We start from the raw sequence: 16,558 nt of genomic DNA on the forward strand, positions 1-16,558 counted from the left end.
CAGAAGGCCGAATTCTTTTTTTTATGCTTGAATGTTGTGGTCCATTACCCGAGCCAGCGTCCGGGAGGTTGAGGTAGTGCGCCAGGATGCGCCCGGCCTCGCGGCTCACGGCGGGCGGGGTGGGGGCCGCAGCGCGGGGCGATCTAAGCCCGCTCCAACCGGTCGAGGGCGGCCAGAGGGTCGGCTTGGGCCGCCGCCGCGAAGCACCAAGCCCCCGATGAGGAACCCACCAGGTAGAGCGACCTTCTGCGGCCGGTGATCCAGCCGCCGAAAAGGAAGCGGTCCACTTGGGGCCGCCAGCGGCGCCGACGATCACCTGGATGGCCTCCAGCTTCAGCCCCCCGCCCCGCAGAACGGATAGCGCGCACTCTGGCCGGCTTGGATGCGAAGGTTGGATGGCACCCCTGGCGGCTCCTTTGAAACCGAACTGCGGTGCGCTGGATCTACCCGTCAATCATCCAGCAGCAGCGGCAGCAGCCAAGGCATGGCCTTGGAGGGCTGTGAATTGGGATCGCTTGGGTCGGTTTGTCTTTTAAACTCTATCAGGTTTGTAAACCCGTCACCGTCGAGATCCCCATTGGCGTCGTTGACCCCTGGATTGAGGCCGTACTTCGTTTCCCAGCAATCGACCATGCCGTCCCTGTCTGCGTCGGTATCCGGTATACCGCAGCCGCACACCCCGGGTTGGGTTTTGTTGGGGTCGTTGGGGCAGTTGTCGTTGGCCACGAATATTTGGGTCGTAGCTGAGGATTCAAGGCCGTCGGAATCGGTGACCGTCAATTGGAATGTCAGCACTTCCCCGTTGACACTAACGTCCGGGGCTGTGAACGTGGGCGTTGCCGCCGTTGCGCTGGACAGGGTCACCGCCGTTCCACCCGGTTGTTGTTCCCAAAAATAAGAAACAATCGTGCCATTCGGGTCCGTTGATGCGGCGGCATCCAACGTGACGGCATCGCCTTCGTATACTTGTTGATGGGGGCCGGCATTGGCCACCGGCAGGATCTTTTGCAGGCCGGCTAATAACCAGATGGCCGCCATTTTTGCGTAGCCCGTCTCAACGGGATGGAGATTGTCCCACATATCCCCGGGAGGGGTGTAAGTGACCAGGTCGTAATCGATGCCGGCCCCATCCTCCATGTCAACGAGGATTATTTTATCGCCATTGGCGATCCGGTCGTTAGCCATATCCTCGACGTTGTCATTGAAGGTGGTGGTATCCTCGCTATAAATGTTGCGGTTGATGATGCGCGCCAGGATCACCCAAACGTTGGGGTCGTAGGCGTCAATTACGTCCAGGATGTCTTCTACGTCGTCGGAACCGTCGGGACTCGGGTCGAGCCCGTTGGTGCCGATGTGGAGCAGCACGATATCGGGTTGCCCCGCCGGGAGCCAATCCGCCAGTTTGCCATCACTGGGGTAGTTAAGATTACCGTTTACGATTTGATCGTCGCGCCAGCCGCCATGGCCTTCGTGATCCGCATCAAAACCAGGTATCCCCCAGCCATCATTCTGAGTTCCAACGAGATCCACTTCATAGCTGCGAGCAGCAAGCAGGTCCCACAAAGCCTTGCGATAGGAAACCATGTAGCTCGGATCGCCCACCCCTGAAGAGCTGCCCCGGGTGATGGAATCCCCCAGCGGCATGATGTTGATGGCGGCGTTAACCGGTGAAACTATGGCAACTCCCAGGAAAAGGCAGAGTGCCCAACTGGAGAATGAGAGGTATTTCGTTTTCATAAAGTGGTTTCCATTTCAGGTTTTGCAACAGTAGTTCGTGGTATCGGATAAGCTAAGAAATTAATTTATCCATGCAACGGCCCGAACAATACAATAATTGGGTATTTAGAGCCAGCCATTTTTGGATCCAACGCCGGGTTGGGGGCCAGGGACCGGGGTCTTGGCGGCAGGCGACTGTCGTCGATCCCCGGGTACACCAGGTGTACTCTGAACCGGGGACCCCAAAACGGCCCACAGCTCTGGTCACCCCCTGTACTTGCATCCCCGGGCGAAGGGCGCTAAAAGAGAAGCTTGAGGGCAACGGCTCCTGGTGCGGCCGCGACCATCCGAAGGTTTTCAGCTTCTTTGCGGTCCCGGTCAAGTTCAGGGGTATGGGCAGTTTTCCGGTGAGGGCCTTCGCCATCGAATAGGAGCACACCCATGCAAAGTCAGATCGCACAGGCCCTCCGTTTGCGCCACCAGCCGGTGGCGCTGATGTGGGCCGATGAGATACCCGATGGCGCCCGCCGGTTCAAGGAGGGCAAGTGGGGCTGCATCATGTGGCTGGTGGCGCATGCCGCCCGGGGCCAATCCGCCGCCTGCGACCGCAGGACGTTTGGGTGCTTCGGCGGGGGGGTCGGCATGGGCTTCGGCAACCAGTACCGGAACTTCCCCGGCGGTCAGGCCTGCTTCTGCCACTTCCTCTCATCGGGCAACGCGGCCTGGGAAACCGGCCGCCAGGTGGCCGAAAAGATAAAGCCCCACATGCGCCCCGAAGCCCATGAGGAATTTGTCAAGGGCGAAGGCTACCTCAAGTCCCCGGCGCTGGTGCAGAAATTCATCGACTGCCTGCCCATCACCGACATCCCGGCCGCCGCCGTGGTCTTCAAAGCCCTTCGGGAGGTGGACCCGGCAACCGAACCCCCGAAGGTCATCACCTTCTTCGCCGACCCCGACCAGATCTCGGCCCTGGTGGTCCTGGCCAACTACGGCCGCGGCCACAACGAAAACGTCATCATCCCGTTTGCCGCCGGTTGCCAGACCATCGGGATCTACCCCTTGCGCGAGGCGCAGTCCGAAACCCCGCGGGCCGTGGTGGGGCTTACCGACCTCTCCGCGCGGGTGGCCGTGCGCCGCCAGCTGGGCGACAACCTCCAGACCTTCAGCCTGCCGTTTGCGATGTTCCAGGAAATGGAGGGCCATGTGGCCGGATCTTTTCTCGAACGCCATACCTGGAAAGCCCTGCTGAAAGCCCGGGGGGAGCAATGACGCCTGAAAACCCCCTGGCGTGGCGGCGGCACTTGAGTACACCCGAAACGGTGCTGGCCAAAATCACCCCCGGCATGCGGATCTTCATCGGCACCGGGGTGGGCGAGCCGCGCACCCTGCTCCAGCACCTGAGGGAGTCCACGGCCCACAACCTCAAAGACCTGGAGCTGTTTCAGCTGGTCAGCCTGGGGGCCGCCATCGCCCTCAAAGCCCGGGATTGCGAAAAATATCGCCTGAAAACCTTTTTTACCGGCTGGGAGGCCAGCGCCGCCATTACCGAAGGGCTGGCCGATTTCATTCCCAGCCGCTACTACCAGATTCCCGGCATCATCCGCTCCGGCCAGATCCCCATCGATGCCGCCTTTGTCCAGATCACCCCACCCAACGAGGCCGGTTTTTGCAGCCTGGGGGTCTGCATCGATGTCGCCAAACTGGCCATCGAGCAGGCCTCGCTGGTGGTGGGCGAGATCAACCCGTGGGTGCCCCGGACCTTCGGTGACACCTTTGTCCACATCTCGGCCTTCGACCTGCTGGTGGAGGCCGGCCAGCCGCCGATCTATTTCGACCGCTGGAAACCGGACGCCGTTTACGAAAAGGTGGCCGCCAACGTGGCCGCGACCATCGAGGACGGCAGCTGCATCGGGTTTTCCATCGGCCCGCTTTACGAGGCGCTGGCCCGCCACCTGGCCCAAAAGCGCGATCTGGGCATCCACACCCCGTTTTTCTTCGACAACCTCATGGACCTGGTTCAATGCGGCGCGGTGACCAATCGCTACCAGCGGACCTATCCGGGAAAGTCCCTGACCTCCTACGCCATCGGCACCAGCGCGCTGATGGCCTGGCTGGACAACAATCCGCTGGTGGAATTCCAGTCCATCGAGCGCGTTTTCAATCCGCTGTATATCAGCCAAAACCCACGCTACGTGGCGGTCCTGCCGGCCCGCAAGGTGGACCTCTCCGGGCGCATCGCGCTGCACACCGGCCAGGGCAACGTGGGCTCCGGCCCGGGCGAGGTGGTGGACTTCTTCAACGGCGCGCTGCTCTCGGAAGGCGGGCGGACCATCTTCGCCCTGCCCAGCCGCAACCGCGGGGGCGAGCCCAACATCCTCGCCTCGGTGCGCGAGTTCCCCAACCAGTTCAGCCTGTGGGAGGCGGTCAGCATGATCGTGACCGAATACGGCATCGTCAGCCTCAACGGTCGCAGCGTGCGGGAACGCGCCCAGGCGCTGATCGACATCGCCCATCCCGATGACCGCGCGGCCCTGGTGGCGGAGGCCAAAAAACGGCGGGTGATCTACCCGGACCAGATCTACCTGGCGCAGAGTGCGCATCTCTACCCGGCCGAAATCACCGCGCAGCACACCTTCGCGGGCGGAGTGGCGGTGCGCTTCAGGGCCATCAAGCCCTCGGACGAGGAGGAGATGCGGCGCCTCTTCTACCGCTTCTCGGAAAAAACGGTGTACGCCCGCTACTTCACGCCGCTCAAGATCATGCCCCACGCCCGCATGCAGGAGTACGTCAACGTCGACTACCACCGGGTGCTGTCCATCGTCGGGGTGGTGGGCGCGCCCGGGCACGACCGGGTGATCGCCGAAGCCCGGTTTGCCCGGGAGGAGCCCAACGACCCGTATGCCGAAGTGGCCTTCGTGGTGGACGAGGACTATCAGAACATCGGGGTCGCCACCTTCATGTGCCGGATGCTGAGCCGCCTGGGGCGGGAGCGCCAACTCAAAGGCTTCACCGCGGACGTCCTCTCCCAGAACAAGAGCATGCTGCGGGTTTTCGAAAAGATCGCGGACTGCGCCCTGCAGGCCCGGCTGGTGCACGGGGTCTATCAGGTCACGCTGGAGTTCACAGCACCGGCAGCAGCCGCCGGCGATTCCCAGGCCCCCGGGCGCTGAAGGTCTTGGGTCGGGACAAGAACTGCGGCAGGATCCCATGACCCCGGCCGGCCGGGTCAAACGCCCCATCCCCGATTTTTAATTTTGACTTGAAAATAGCCAAGAAAAATGGCAGGTTAGACAGGAGATGATTTTTTGCCCGCAAACCGGACGCTGAGGGGTGGGCGTTGGCCCGGGGTGAACCGATTCGATACCCAAAATGGACAAACGCGGCATGCGGGATTATCCGAAAAATGGCATACGGCGGGTGACCGCCTCGATCGTCGGGGGCCTGCTGCTGGCGACGGGGGTTCTCATGCTCGCGTTTTGCGCCCGGGATGTGGGCGCCGGTGACCTGGATGCGGTTATCAGCGCCGGAAAGCTGCGACACCTCGGAATACCCTACGCCAACTTCGTGATCAGCCCCGACACCGGACTGGATGTCGAGCTGATCCGCTCTTTCGCCGCGCATCTGGGCGTCCAATACGAATTCGTCGCCTCCAGCTGGCCCCGGATCGTGGCCGATCTCACCGGAAAATCGGTCACAGCCCACGGCGACGATATCCAGGTCATCGCGGAGACCCCCGTGCGGGGCGACCTGATCGCCGCTGGTTTTACAATCCTGGGCTGGCGTCAAAAGATCGTCGATTTTTCCACGCCGACCTTCCCCACCGGTGTGTGGCTAATCGCCAGGGAGGATTCGGCCCTGCGGCCGATTGTCCCCTCAGGGGATATCCACCGGGATGTTCAGGCGGCCAAAGCGCTTTTGCAGGGCAAAAGCGTCCTCGGTTTGCAGGAAAGCTGCCTGGATCCCGCGCTCTACGCATTGGACCAGGTCGGGGCGCTGGTCACATTTTTCCCGGGAAACCGCAACCTGGACGAGATGATCCCGGCCGTGATGGCCGGGATGGCGGAAACGACCCTGATGGATGTGCCGGTGGCGCTGATCGCCCTGGAAAAATGGCCCGGCAAGATCAAGGTCATCGGACCGATTTCCCTTCCCCAGGAGATGGCCTGCGCTTTTCCCAAGAGCGCCCCCAACCTGCGCCGGGCGTTTGATGTGTTTTTCGAGAAATTAAAGGCCGACGGGAGCTATGATTCCCTCGTGCGCAAATACTATCCTTCCGTTTTCAGCTACTACGGCGGCTTTTTCAAAGGCTGAGATCCGTCCCGCTATCACGGATCGCGCTGAAAAAACCAATCCGGCCCTTGTCCGGCTGAGGTTGACGCACCTTTCTGGGCAGCCCGCGCCGCGATTTTTGGAGACCCCTTTGGCTGCAGCTCTCCGTTCATGGGACCAGGATGCCTGGGCCGTTTGAAAAACAGGTTTCAGGGGCCTGTAGAAAACCCCTGGGACTGCTGGTGGGCTGCCTGTTGCTGGTGGCCTTCATCGGATTTTTGTTGGCTTCCAATTACCGCAGCCAGAAAGCCCTGCGTGAATCCAACCTGGAGAGCCACCACCTCGGCCTTGAAAAACAGGCGGTCTCCATCGCCTACTTCTTTTCCGAGCGCAGATACGATTTGCGGATGCTGGCCGGCTCGCCGGAAATTTCGGCCTTCTTCGTCAACAAATCCCTGGGCATGTCGGAAACCTACGGGTTGAAGGCGAGCCTTTTCAACGTTCAGCGGAGATTCGAGAGCGCCATCGCCGAGAAATGTCTGCACGGCACCCCCATCTACACCCGCCTGCTTCTGATGGACCCCTCGGGCGCCGCCCTGGTGGACACCGCAGAGCCCAGCCATGGGGGGCCGCGGATGCCCGCCGGCACTTACCTGAAACCGGCCCGGCAGCAGTCCGAGGTTCTGGTGGCCGATGAGGCGGGCCGGGCCCAAATTCTTTTGACCATCCCCTGCTTCCACGAAAATCGCTTTGCCGGTAGGCTTTTCGTCTGGTTGGGGCATGCCGCGCTCTACCATCTTATAGAGTACGAAACGCCGGGTTGCGACAGACCCACCCACCTGATGACCGCCGCCGGGCAGCTGATCTGCCCGCCCGGCAAGGCGCCCTGTCCAATGGCGTCGCACGTGACCCCGGAGCGCATCAGGCGCCTTTTGGAGAAGGATTTTGACGTCTTGCAGGCCTCCTTCGGCAGCCAAGGACAGACGGCGATGCTGACAAGCAGTCTGCCGATCCGCAACACGCCCCTCTACCTGATAGCCTGTATTCCGGCCAGGAAAGTCACCGGCTACCTGGCCCCGTGGCAGCTTCTGGTGGGGACCGGCTCCCTGGCGGCCGTCATTCTGGCGGTGCTGGCCGCCCTGATGCGCGTCAACACCCAAAACCTGATTCTCAAAACGCGGTTTGAATCCTCCGAAAGCCAGCAGGCCATCCTGGCCGCCAAAAACGCGCAGTTGGAGGAGGAAATCCGCAGGCGCGGTGAAATCGAGAAGACCCTTGAAGAACAGCGCCTGCTGCGGGTGCATTCCGATCGGCTGCGGTCTCTGGGCGAGATGGCCGCCGGCATCGCCCATGAGCTCAACCAGCCGCTCGTGGGGGTTCGCGGGATGGCGGAGCTCATTGTTCTCAGCGCCGAAAACGAGCGCAGCTTTTCCCGGGAAAAAACCCGCAAAAAAGCCGCCATCATCCTCGAGCAAGCCGACCGGATGGTTCATATCATCCAGCATGTGCGTCTGTTTGCGCGTGAATCCGGCCAACCCGAAACCTCGTTGGTGGACCTCAACGATGTGGTCCAATCCGGCATCAGTCTTCTGAAGGCCCAATTCAGGGCCCACGGCTTGCGCCTGGAAACCGCGCTGGCCCACATCCAGCTGTCGGTCCGGATCAATTCCTATTCGGTGGAGGAGGTCCTGCTCAATCTGCTCACCAACGCGCGCGACGCCCTGGAAATCAAAAAACAGACCGACGGCGCCGGCTTCATTCCCCGCATCCGGATTGCAACCTTCTACGCCTGCCGCAGCGGCGCCGCCAGCGCCGGGTTCAAGGTCGAGGACAACGGCGGCGGAATCCCGGCGGAGATTAGCGAGCGCGTCTTCGACCCCTTCTTCACCACCAAGGGCCCCGACAAAGGCACCGGCCTGGGGCTTTCGATCTGCAAAACGATCATCGAAGATCTGGGCGGAAGCATCCGGTTCACCTCCGAGGCGTCCCGGGGAACCACCTTTACGGTCACCTTTCCCTTTCACGCCGGCCGAAACGAGGAAAAAAATGGGAACTCCCGAGCCGTTCAAGATCCTGGTGGTGGATGACGAGGAGGTCGTCCGTTGCACCGTGGAAATGCTTCTGGACTTCCTGGGGCACAGCGCCGTGTGTGTCAAAGACGGGCTGGCGGGCATCCAGGAACTCCAGGCGGGCGATTACAACGCGGCCATCGTCGACATCCGCATGCCCGGGCTCAGCGGGCTGGATTTTCTGGCGCGCTCCAAAGAGATCCGGCCGGAAATTCCGGTGATTTTGATTTCAGGCCACGGCACCGATCAGACCCGGGTCGAAGCCCAGGAAGCGGGGGCCTTCGCCTTCCTGGCCAAACCTTTTCGCCTGGAGGCCATCCGCCAGGTGATCGAAAACATCCGCTCCCGCCGGGAGACCGGGTCCGAAAAGCTCCCCGCCCACACGCCCCCGTGAAGCCAGCGGTGCAAGCAGCGCCCCGGCAGGATTTGCGGCGCGCCAGCCCCCGGCCCGGAGCGCAGCGGGACGGTCAAAAAAGCGTTGCCTCCAAAAGGGGTTGGTGGTAGTAGCATTTTTTTGCCCCGCACCTGCGCAAAAAGGGCGGGGCCGGCCACGACCCAACCGGGAGGGCGTCCTTGCGACCTCCCTGCACACGAAAGACCATGCCTTTTCCGGCCCTAACCACCCTATTTCAGAAAGCGCGGGAAACCTCCGGTCCCGGAACCCCTGCCCGCCGCGAGATCCGCCTGGACGAAGCGCTCGATGTTCTCGGGTGGGTGCTGTCCTACGACGTGCCGGAGCGCTTTTACTTCCGCCACAAGCAGGGGGCCTATGAAATCGGCGGGCTCGGCGCCGCCGTTGTGGTGGCCTCCGACCACCTGCCCGAGGTGGCCGCCGGGTTGCAGGGCATCTGGCGGCACACCCCCGAGCAGCGGGTTTACGGCGGCATGAAATTTCTGCCCTGCGGCTACCGTTCGCCGGAATGGCGGGGGTTCCGCCGTTTCCGCTTCCACATCCCGTTGGTTGAATTCATCCGGACCGCCGAGGGCCTGCGGGTCAGCGTCCATGGACCGGGCGGCACGGCCCTGGACGCGGCCCTTGAACATCTCGAAGGGCGCCGCAGGCCCCCGGCAGCCCCTGGGGCCCCCCGCATCACGGCCGTTCACGACATTCCCGAGCCCATGATCTGGAACGAGATGGTGTCAACCGCGCTCACCGAAATCCAGGGCCGTGCGCTGGACAAGATCGTGCTGTCGCGCAAAAAGGTGCTGGAAGGCACCTGGGAGATCGCCGCGCTGATGACGCGCCTGGCCGCCTTCAACGACGAGGCCTTTGTTTTCCTGCATCAGATCGGCAGTGCGACGGCCTTTATGGGCCGCTCGCCCGAGCGCCTTTTCTCGCTTCAGCTAGGCTGCCTGGAAACCGAGGCCGTGGCCGGCACCCGGCCCCGCGGCAAAACCCCCGAAGAGGACCGCCGTCTGGCCTGCGACCTTTTGCAGTCGCCCAAAGAGCTGCAGGAGCACCGCATCGTGTCGTGTTTCATGGAGGAGCGCCTCGGCCAGCACTGCCGGACCTATGACGTCCTCGCCCGTGAAGCGGTGGTCAAACTCTGCGGCGTGCAGCACATCGTCACCCGCTACTGCGGGATGCTGAAAAACGGCATGACCCCGCTGGAGGCGGTTTTGTCGCTGCACCCCACCCCCGCCGTGGGCGGCACCCCCACGGCGCACGCCATGGCGCGCATCGGCGCGTGCGAACCCTTCGAACGCGGCTGCTATGCCGCGCCCATCGGCTGGATGAACCGCTGCGAGGCGGAGTTTGCGGTAGGCCTGCGCTCCGCCCTGCTGAACGGTCAGAACCTGCACGTCTACGCCGGCGCCGGGATCGTCGCCGGGTCCGAGCCCCGGGCCGAATGGGCCGAAACCGAGCAGAAGATGGGCACCTTTCTCTGGCCGCACCACAAGGGGTGAGCCCATGTCGCGGCCGGAGACCGAAGGGGAGCTGAACGCACGCTGGGCGGACGTCATCATTGATGAACTGGTCCGAAACGGCGTCGGGGTGTTTTATATCTCGCCGGGCAACCGCAATGTGCCCCTGATCGCCGCCCTGACCCGCGAGCCGCGCGCCCGCATCAGGCTGGCCGTCGACGAGCGCGGCGGCGCCTACTGCGCTCTGGGCCATGCCCGCGCCACCGGCCGGCCGGCCGCAGTGGTCTGCACGTCGGGCACCGCCCTGGCCAACTACCTCCCGGCGGTCATCGAGGCCCACCGCGACGAGCTGCCCCTGATCGTCCTGAGCGCCGACCGGCCGCCGGAGCTGATCGACAGCGACGCCAACCAGACCATTCGCCAGGTGGGCGTCTTCGGCGGCTTCTGCCGCATGCTCCTCGATCTGCCCTGCCCGTCCGCGCCCTACCCGACGCACGCGCTGCGCATGAAGCTCGACCAGGCCGCCGCGATCTTCGACGGTCCGGTGCATGTCAACTGCCCGTTCCGCGAACCGCTGCTGCCCCCACCCGGCGCCGAACCCCGGCCCCGCGGCCCGTCCGCCGCAAGTCGGCCGGCCGCCGCCGGCCCGCAGACGCTTTTCACCCCGGTGGAAGCCGTGCCGACGGACCTTGGGGCGGTGCTCGATACCCTGCGCGCCGCAAGCCGCGGCCTGGTGGTGATCGGGCGGGTGGACCCCCGGGACGACGCGACGGCCGTCGGCCCCGTGGCCGCCGCGCTGGGCTGGCCCATCTACTGCGACGTGGGCGCCTCCCTGCGGGGGCGGCTGCCGGGGACCGGGCGCCTCTTCAGCCTGGATCACCCCGAAGCCCTGCGCCTGGTCCGGGTCTACAACCCCCGCACGATCCTGCAGTTGGGCACCGGCCTGGTCTCCAAAAACTACTACGGCCGGCTGCTGGACCGCGAGCGGCGGACGCTGGTGGTGGTCAGCCCCCGCCAGGGCTACCGCGATCCCTCGCATCAGGCGGCCTTGCGGGTGCGTGCCACGATCCGGGGCTTCTGCCGCGCGCTCGACCTCTCCGGCTTGGCCCCGTCGGACGCCGGCCCCGCCGAAGAGCTGCTGGCCGCCATGGACCGCCTCTGGGCGGCCATCCAGGCGGCGACCCCGGCGGAGGTGCTCAGTTTTCCCGCCATTGCCCGCATCCTGTGGCAGGCTCTGCCGGACGGGGAAGGACTGTTTCTAGGCAACTCGCTCACCATCCGGGTGTTCAACCAGCTGCGCGTGACGGGCCCAAAAGATGTGCGGGTGATCACCAATCGCGGGGTGAGCGGCATCGAAGGCCAGATCGCCACCGCCGTGGGCTTTGCCGAGGCCGCCGGTCGGCGCGTCACGGCCGTGCTCGGGGACGTCTCGCTGCTGCACGACCTCAATTCGCTGCTGCTCGCCAAGGCGAGCGCGGCCCCGGTGGTGATTGTGGTGGTCAACAACCAGGGCGGCCGGATCTTCGACCGGCTGCCGGTGGCCCGTCACCCCGAAATCGCCACGCCGTGGGTCACCACCCCGCACGCCATGCACTTTGCCGATGTCGCGCGCCAGTTCGGTCTGCCCTATGGCCTGGCGACGACCCCCGGGGAGCTGACCGCCGGCTATGAGGCCGCCCTCGCCGGCGGCCAAAGCCGGCTCCTGGAGGTGGCCCTGGCGCCGGAAACGGATCTGACAATCTTCCACCAAATCCAGGCGGTCCGGCTGACGCCCCCCACCTGAGAGCGCAAGCGACAAGGGCCGCCCTGGAGCGCGCGGCCGCCGGTTGCAAACCAACCGGCAGAAAGGACGGCATGGTATCCGCAATTTTCGACCCGACCGCGTGGGAGGCGGTGCCCGACACCGGCTTCAGCGACATCACCTATCACCGCGCCAAGGCCCACGGGACGGTGCGCATCGCCTTCAACCGCCCCGAGGTGCGCAACGCCTTCCGGCCCCAGACCGTGGACGAGCTCTATCGGGCCCTGGACCACGCCCGCATGACCACCGACGTCGGGGTGGTCCTGCTGACCGGCAACGGGCCCTCGCCCAAGGACGGCGGCTGGGCCTTCTGCTCGGGCGGCGACCAGCGCATCCGCGGCCGCGACGGCTACTACTACGCGGGGGATGAGGGCGTCGACCCGGCGCGCACCGGGCGGCTGCACATCCTGGAGGTCCAGCGCCTGATCCGCTTCATGCCCAAGGTGGTGATGGCGGTGGTGCCCGGCTGGGCGGTGGGAGGGGGCCACAGCCTGCACGTGGTCTGCGACCTGACCATCGCCTCGGAGGAGCACGCGCTTTTCAAACAGACCGATGCCGACGTGGCCAGCTTCGACAGCGGCTACGGTTCGGCCTACCTGGCGCGCCAGGTGGGGCAGAAGCGCGGGCGGGAGATTTTTTTCCTGGGGCTGGACTACTCGGCCCGGGAGGCCCTGGCGATGGGCATGGTCAACCGCGTGGTACCCCACGCACAGCTGGAAGCCGCCGCCCTGGAGTGGGCCGCGATCATCAATGCCAAGTCGCCGACGGCCATCCGGATGCTCAAGTTCGGCTTCAACCTGATCGACGACGGACTCGTCGGGCAGCAGCTCTTCGCCGGCGAGGCCACGCGCCTGGCCTACGCCACCGACGAGGCCCAGGAAGGCCGGAGCGCCTTTCTGGAAAAGCGCCCCAAGGACTTTTCCCGCTTTCCCTGGCACTTCTGACCCCGCCGTGCGGTTTTTTGCAGAGGGGAACTTTGACGGGTACCCTGGGGTGAGACCGGGATTGCCCAACTCTCGTATGCTTGTGTTCATTTTCTTTTGCGGAAAAGAAAACGAACCAAAAGAAACCGCCCGCGCCCCGGGGCCCTGCGGGCTGCCCTGCGCTTCTCGCAGCCGGCGGGCCCTGTGGAACTCGCTTGCGCTCAGACAGCCACAGGGCCCGCCGGCTGCTGCGATGCTCGGCCCGGGACGATGGAGCATAAAACGCCGGCTGCATGAAGCCATGGAAACCGGTTTATCATCTCTGAAAAACCCACACCTACGGGAATTGGTAATTTAATTCTATACAGGGTCCTGCATGCGCATCGTGACGGCGACGGTGGTTGCCTTTGAATTGCCCTGCCGCACCCCGCTGCCCGTGGGGCGCGCCCGGATAACCCACAGGTCGGGTCACTTGCTGGTGCTGCAAGACGAGTCCGGAAGGGTGGCGGCCGGGGAAGCCGCGCCGCTTGCCGGCTGGCGCGACAGCACGGCGGGACGCTGCCTGGCGGAGCTGCGCATCTGGGCCGAGCGGCTGGACGGCGCGGCCTGGGACCCGGCGCGCTTCGACCCCCGGGCGCCGTTGATGGGCCTGCTGCCGCCGGCGCCGGGGCGTGACGCCGACCCCGATGCGCTCTTCGCCGTGGAAAGCGCCCTTTTCTTTCTGGCCGCGGGCTGCGCCCCGCACCGCCTGAATCTGTTGGAAAGCCCGGCGGCAGCCGCCGGTATCCCCGTAAACGGCCTCTTCTTGCCGGAGGAGGACACGGCGCGCCAGGCCGCCCGCCTGCGGCGGTCGGGGGTCACGACGGTCAAAGTCAAGATCGGACAACTGCCGCCGGAGATCGAGATCCGACGGATCCGCGATCTCTGCACCCGGTTGGGCGCGGCGGTCAGCCTGCGCCTGGACGGCAACCGCCTTCTAACGGCCGCCGCCCTCCGCCGCTACCACCACGGGCTGCGTTCCCTGCCGGTGGAATACGTGGAGGAGCCGCTGCGCGGGGAGGGCCTGGAGGCCGCCCCCGGTGTGCCCTGGACCCTGGCCGCGGACCAACTGGCGGGCCGCTACCTGGACCCCGCCCGCCCCGACCTCACATGCCTGCCGGCGTGCTGCGGGGCTGTGGTGCTCAAGCCGACCCTCTTTAGCGGCCTGCACCCTCTCTGCCGGCTGCTGGCCACCGCCGGACCCGAGAGTCCTCAAATCGTGCTCAGCTCCGCCTGGAACACCGGCATCACCCTGACCCTCCTGGGAATTCTGGCCGCTATGTCGCCCACCACGGCCCGCACCGCCCACGGCCTGGACACCCTGGGCTATTTTGACGCCGACGTCGTCACCGAATCCCCGCTGGTGGCCGGTGGACGCCTGCACCTGCCAGCCTGGGCCGGAAGCGGCAGGCTGGGCTTGAACACCGACGTCGTGCGCCGGGTGGCGCCGTGAGAACGGCCTGTTGGACCGCGGCTGGTCTGGACCTGGCGGCGCACTTCGCCCGGCACGGGGAGCGCCCGGCCATCCTGCAGGCCGGCAGCAGCCTGAGCTGGCGCGCGGTCGGCCGGCGGGTCGCCGGGGCTGCGGCCGGGCTGCGGGCCCTGGGGATCCGGGAAGGCCGGCGGGTGGGGTTTTTGGCCGCCAACCGGCCGGCGCATTTCATCACCCTGCTGGCCTGCTGGGCGTGCGGCGGCGTATTCGTGCCGCTCAACTGGAAGGCACCGTCGACGGCGGTATCGGAAGGGCTGCCGCTTGACCTGCTGGTGACCGACGTTCCCCAAATCCCTGGCGTGGCCAAGCGCACCGTCGCACTTTCGGCGCTCCGGGGCGGCCAGCCGGCGGACGGCCATCGGCGACCGCTGCCGGTGGTGCCGCTGGAGCGGGAGGCCGCGATGGTCTTCACCTCCGGAAGTTCCGGGCCACCCAAGGGGGTGGTCCACAGCGTCGCCAGCTTTTTGTACAGCGCCGAGGGCACGGTTCAATTTTACGATCTGCAACCGCATCACACCTGGCTGGTGAGCCTGCCGCTGTTTCACGTCGGGGGGCTGCTGGTATTTGTGCGCTGCCTGCTGGCCGGGGCTGCCGCTGTCTTTCCCCCCAGTCTGGCGGCAATCGGCGAAGCGCTGGTCTCGCGGCGGCCGAGTTTCCTCTCCCTGGTGCCCACCCAGCTGCTCCGCATGCTCGACGACCCCCTGGCCGTCACCGCCCTGCGCGGCTGCAGAGCCGTTCTGGTGGGCGGCGCCGCCCCCGCAGCAGCCCTCATGGACCGCTGCCGCGACCTGGGGATCCCGGTTTCGCCCACCTACGGCGCCACCGAAACCTGCGCCCAGGTCACCGCCGTGGCGCCGGACGCCCCCCGCGAGGACCTGGCGACCGCCGGCCGCCCGCTACCCCACCGCCGGGTGCGGCTGGATGCGGCCGGCAGAATCGCGGTGGGGGGCAGGACCCTGCTCTCCCACTACCTGACAGCCGACGGGGTGCTCCGGCCGGTGCAAAACGGCTGGCTGCAGACCCCCGACACGGGTCGCTGGGACGCCCGCGGCAATCTCGTGGTGCTGGGCCGAACGGACCTGATCTTCCAGGCGGGGGGCGAAAACATCAACCCCGAGGAAATCGAGGGCCATCTGCTGGCGCTGCCGCACGTTCTGGAGGCGGTGGTGGTGCCGGTGCCGGACCCTGAATTCGGCCATGTGCCCTGGGCCCTGGTGGCGACATCCGGCCCGCTGGACGGGACCGCTCTGGCGGCGGCCCTGAGAAAAAAGCTGGCGGGCTTCAAGGTGCCCAAACGCTTTTTGCCCCTGGCGGCCGCCGGGGCCGCGGCGGCCGGCAAACCCGGCCGGAGCGCCCTGAGGCACTGGGCGGAACGGATGGCTGCGACCCATGGCTCCCCAAGCGACAACCCTTAATTGGCGCAGCCGGCCTCGCGGCGGGGAGCGGGTGCTGGTGCTGCTCCACGGCTTCATGGAAACCGGCGACGCGCTGGCGCCGCTGGCGCGCCGCCTGGGGGCTTCGGTGGATGCCCTCTTGCCCGACCTGCCGGGCCACGGGGGGTCCCCGTTTTCCGCCCTGCCGGCGGACAGGCGCCCGCAGGATGTTCTCGGCGCGGCCCGGGTGGTGCTGGACGACCTGACCGCGCTAGGGGTGGCGCACTTTCACCTCTACGGCTATTCCATGGGCGGGCGGGTGGCCCAGTTGATGGCGGTGGCCGCACCCGGGCGCGTGCGCACCCTCATCCTGGAGTCGGCGGGCTTCGGCCTGGCGGAGGAAGGCGCGCGCGCCCGGCGCCGGGCCGCCGATGCGGCGCTTTTGGCAAAGGTCCGGAGCCGGCGGGATTTCGCCCGCTTCCTGCGGCGCTGGCATGCCCTGCCGCTCTTCTGCACCCTGGCCGGCCATCCCGGTCTTGGGGCGCTGATCCGCGCCAAGAAGCAAAACCACCCGGCCGAGTTGTGCCGCGCCCTGGCCGTGCTGGGCCTTGGCCGCCAGCCGTTCACCCCGCCGCTTTTGGCCGCCAGCGGGGTGCCGATCCACTACCTCTTCGGCTGCCGGGATCAGAAGTATCGTAAGACGGCCGAAGACGCCGCCCGCCTTCTGCCCAGTATGGTCTGCCACCCTTTCGAGGCTGCCTCCCACAACGTGCACTTCCAGTTTCCGGATGCCGTCGCCGCGCTGATCGACCGGATCCTCGGGCTGCCCACCCGGGCCGCCATCAAACCGCTGGAGAACACCCAATGAACCCCAAAGCGCTGCTGTGCATCGGACATCGCGGGGCATGCGGCCACGCGCCGGAAAACACCCTGGCCTCCGTCCGCAAGGCCCTGGAGCTGGGGGCGCCGTGCCTGGAAATCGACGTCTACCATGTGGACCACCGCCTCGT

General features: G+C 65.9%; 14 protein-coding genes. 12 read left to right on the top strand and 2 right to left on the bottom strand.

Annotated elements, in window-relative coordinates:
* Window positions 1–143: 143 nt before the first annotated feature.
* Together LJE63_05650 and LJE63_05655 are read right to left on the bottom strand one after the other, a co-directional pair.
* Entirely contained in the window at window positions 144–287 is a 144-nt protein-coding gene (locus LJE63_05650; GenBank protein MCG6906092.1) for a hypothetical protein, read from the bottom strand.
* Between the two features lie 163 nt (window positions 288–450).
* Window positions 451–1,737 carry a GDSL-type esterase/lipase family protein gene (locus tag LJE63_05655; protein ID MCG6906093.1) on the bottom strand — a complete coding sequence of 429 codons (1,287 nt, stop codon included), beginning with the start codon at window positions 1,735–1,737 and terminating at the stop codon, window positions 451–453.
* A gap of 420 nt (window positions 1,738–2,157) precedes the next feature.
* Between LJE63_05655 and LJE63_05660 the strand changes: the two genes are divergently transcribed.
* From LJE63_05660 to LJE63_05715, 12 genes are all read left to right on the top strand, one after another.
* Window positions 2,158–2,985 (top strand): DUF169 domain-containing protein, encoded by an 828-nt coding sequence (locus LJE63_05660; GenBank protein MCG6906094.1) that lies wholly within the window; start codon window positions 2,158–2,160, stop codon window positions 2,983–2,985.
* Window positions 2,982–4,886 carry a GNAT family N-acetyltransferase gene (locus LJE63_05665; GenBank protein MCG6906095.1) on the top strand — a complete coding sequence of 635 codons (1,905 nt, stop codon included), beginning with the start codon at window positions 2,982–2,984 and terminating at the stop codon, window positions 4,884–4,886. The genes LJE63_05660 and LJE63_05665 overlap by 4 nt, the downstream gene beginning before the upstream one ends.
* A gap of 214 nt (window positions 4,887–5,100) precedes the next feature.
* On the top strand, window positions 5,101–6,027 hold the full coding sequence (locus LJE63_05670; protein MCG6906096.1) for a transporter substrate-binding domain-containing protein: 927 nt from the start codon (window positions 5,101–5,103) through the stop codon (window positions 6,025–6,027).
* A gap of 140 nt (window positions 6,028–6,167) precedes the next feature.
* Window positions 6,168–8,072, top strand: coding sequence for a hypothetical protein (locus tag LJE63_05675; protein ID MCG6906097.1), 1,905 nt, complete (start codon window positions 6,168–6,170; stop codon window positions 8,070–8,072).
* Window positions 8,032–8,448: a response regulator gene (locus tag LJE63_05680; GenBank protein ID MCG6906098.1), complete on the top strand. Its 417-nt coding sequence runs from the start codon at window positions 8,032–8,034 to the stop codon at window positions 8,446–8,448. The genes LJE63_05675 and LJE63_05680 overlap by 41 nt, the downstream gene beginning before the upstream one ends.
* A 206-nt stretch (window positions 8,449–8,654) precedes the next feature.
* Window positions 8,655–9,962: an isochorismate synthase gene (locus LJE63_05685; GenBank protein ID MCG6906099.1), complete on the top strand. Its 1,308-nt coding sequence runs from the start codon at window positions 8,655–8,657 to the stop codon at window positions 9,960–9,962.
* Window positions 9,963–9,966: 4 nt separating this feature from the next.
* Window positions 9,967–11,703, top strand: coding sequence for a 2-succinyl-5-enolpyruvyl-6-hydroxy-3-cyclohexene-1-carboxylic-acid synthase (gene menD / locus LJE63_05690; GenBank protein ID MCG6906100.1), 1,737 nt, complete (start codon window positions 9,967–9,969; stop codon window positions 11,701–11,703).
* Between the two features lie 71 nt (window positions 11,704–11,774).
* Complete coding sequence (locus LJE63_05695; protein ID MCG6906101.1) at window positions 11,775–12,665, top strand: 1,4-dihydroxy-2-naphthoyl-CoA synthase; 891 nt, start codon at window positions 11,775–11,777, stop codon at window positions 12,663–12,665.
* Window positions 12,666–13,020: 355 nt separating this feature from the next.
* Window positions 13,021–14,136, top strand: coding sequence for a hypothetical protein (locus LJE63_05700; GenBank protein MCG6906102.1), 1,116 nt, complete (start codon window positions 13,021–13,023; stop codon window positions 14,134–14,136).
* Window positions 14,133–15,590 carry an AMP-binding protein gene (locus tag LJE63_05705; GenBank protein ID MCG6906103.1) on the top strand — a complete coding sequence of 486 codons (1,458 nt, stop codon included), beginning with the start codon at window positions 14,133–14,135 and terminating at the stop codon, window positions 15,588–15,590. The genes LJE63_05700 and LJE63_05705 overlap by 4 nt, the downstream gene beginning before the upstream one ends.
* Window positions 15,565–16,416: an alpha/beta fold hydrolase gene (locus LJE63_05710; GenBank protein ID MCG6906104.1), complete on the top strand. Its 852-nt coding sequence runs from the start codon at window positions 15,565–15,567 to the stop codon at window positions 16,414–16,416. Before LJE63_05705 ends, LJE63_05710 begins: the two co-directional genes overlap by 26 nt.
* A partial coding sequence (locus LJE63_05715; protein ID MCG6906105.1) for a hypothetical protein occupies window positions 16,413–16,558 on the top strand: 146 nt, incomplete at its 3' end. The genes LJE63_05710 and LJE63_05715, both read left to right, overlap by 4 nt.

This window comes from Desulfobacteraceae bacterium (assembly GCA_022340425.1).
In the GTDB taxonomy this organism is placed as follows: Bacteria; Desulfobacterota; Desulfobacteria; order Desulfobacterales; family JAABRJ01; genus JAABRJ01.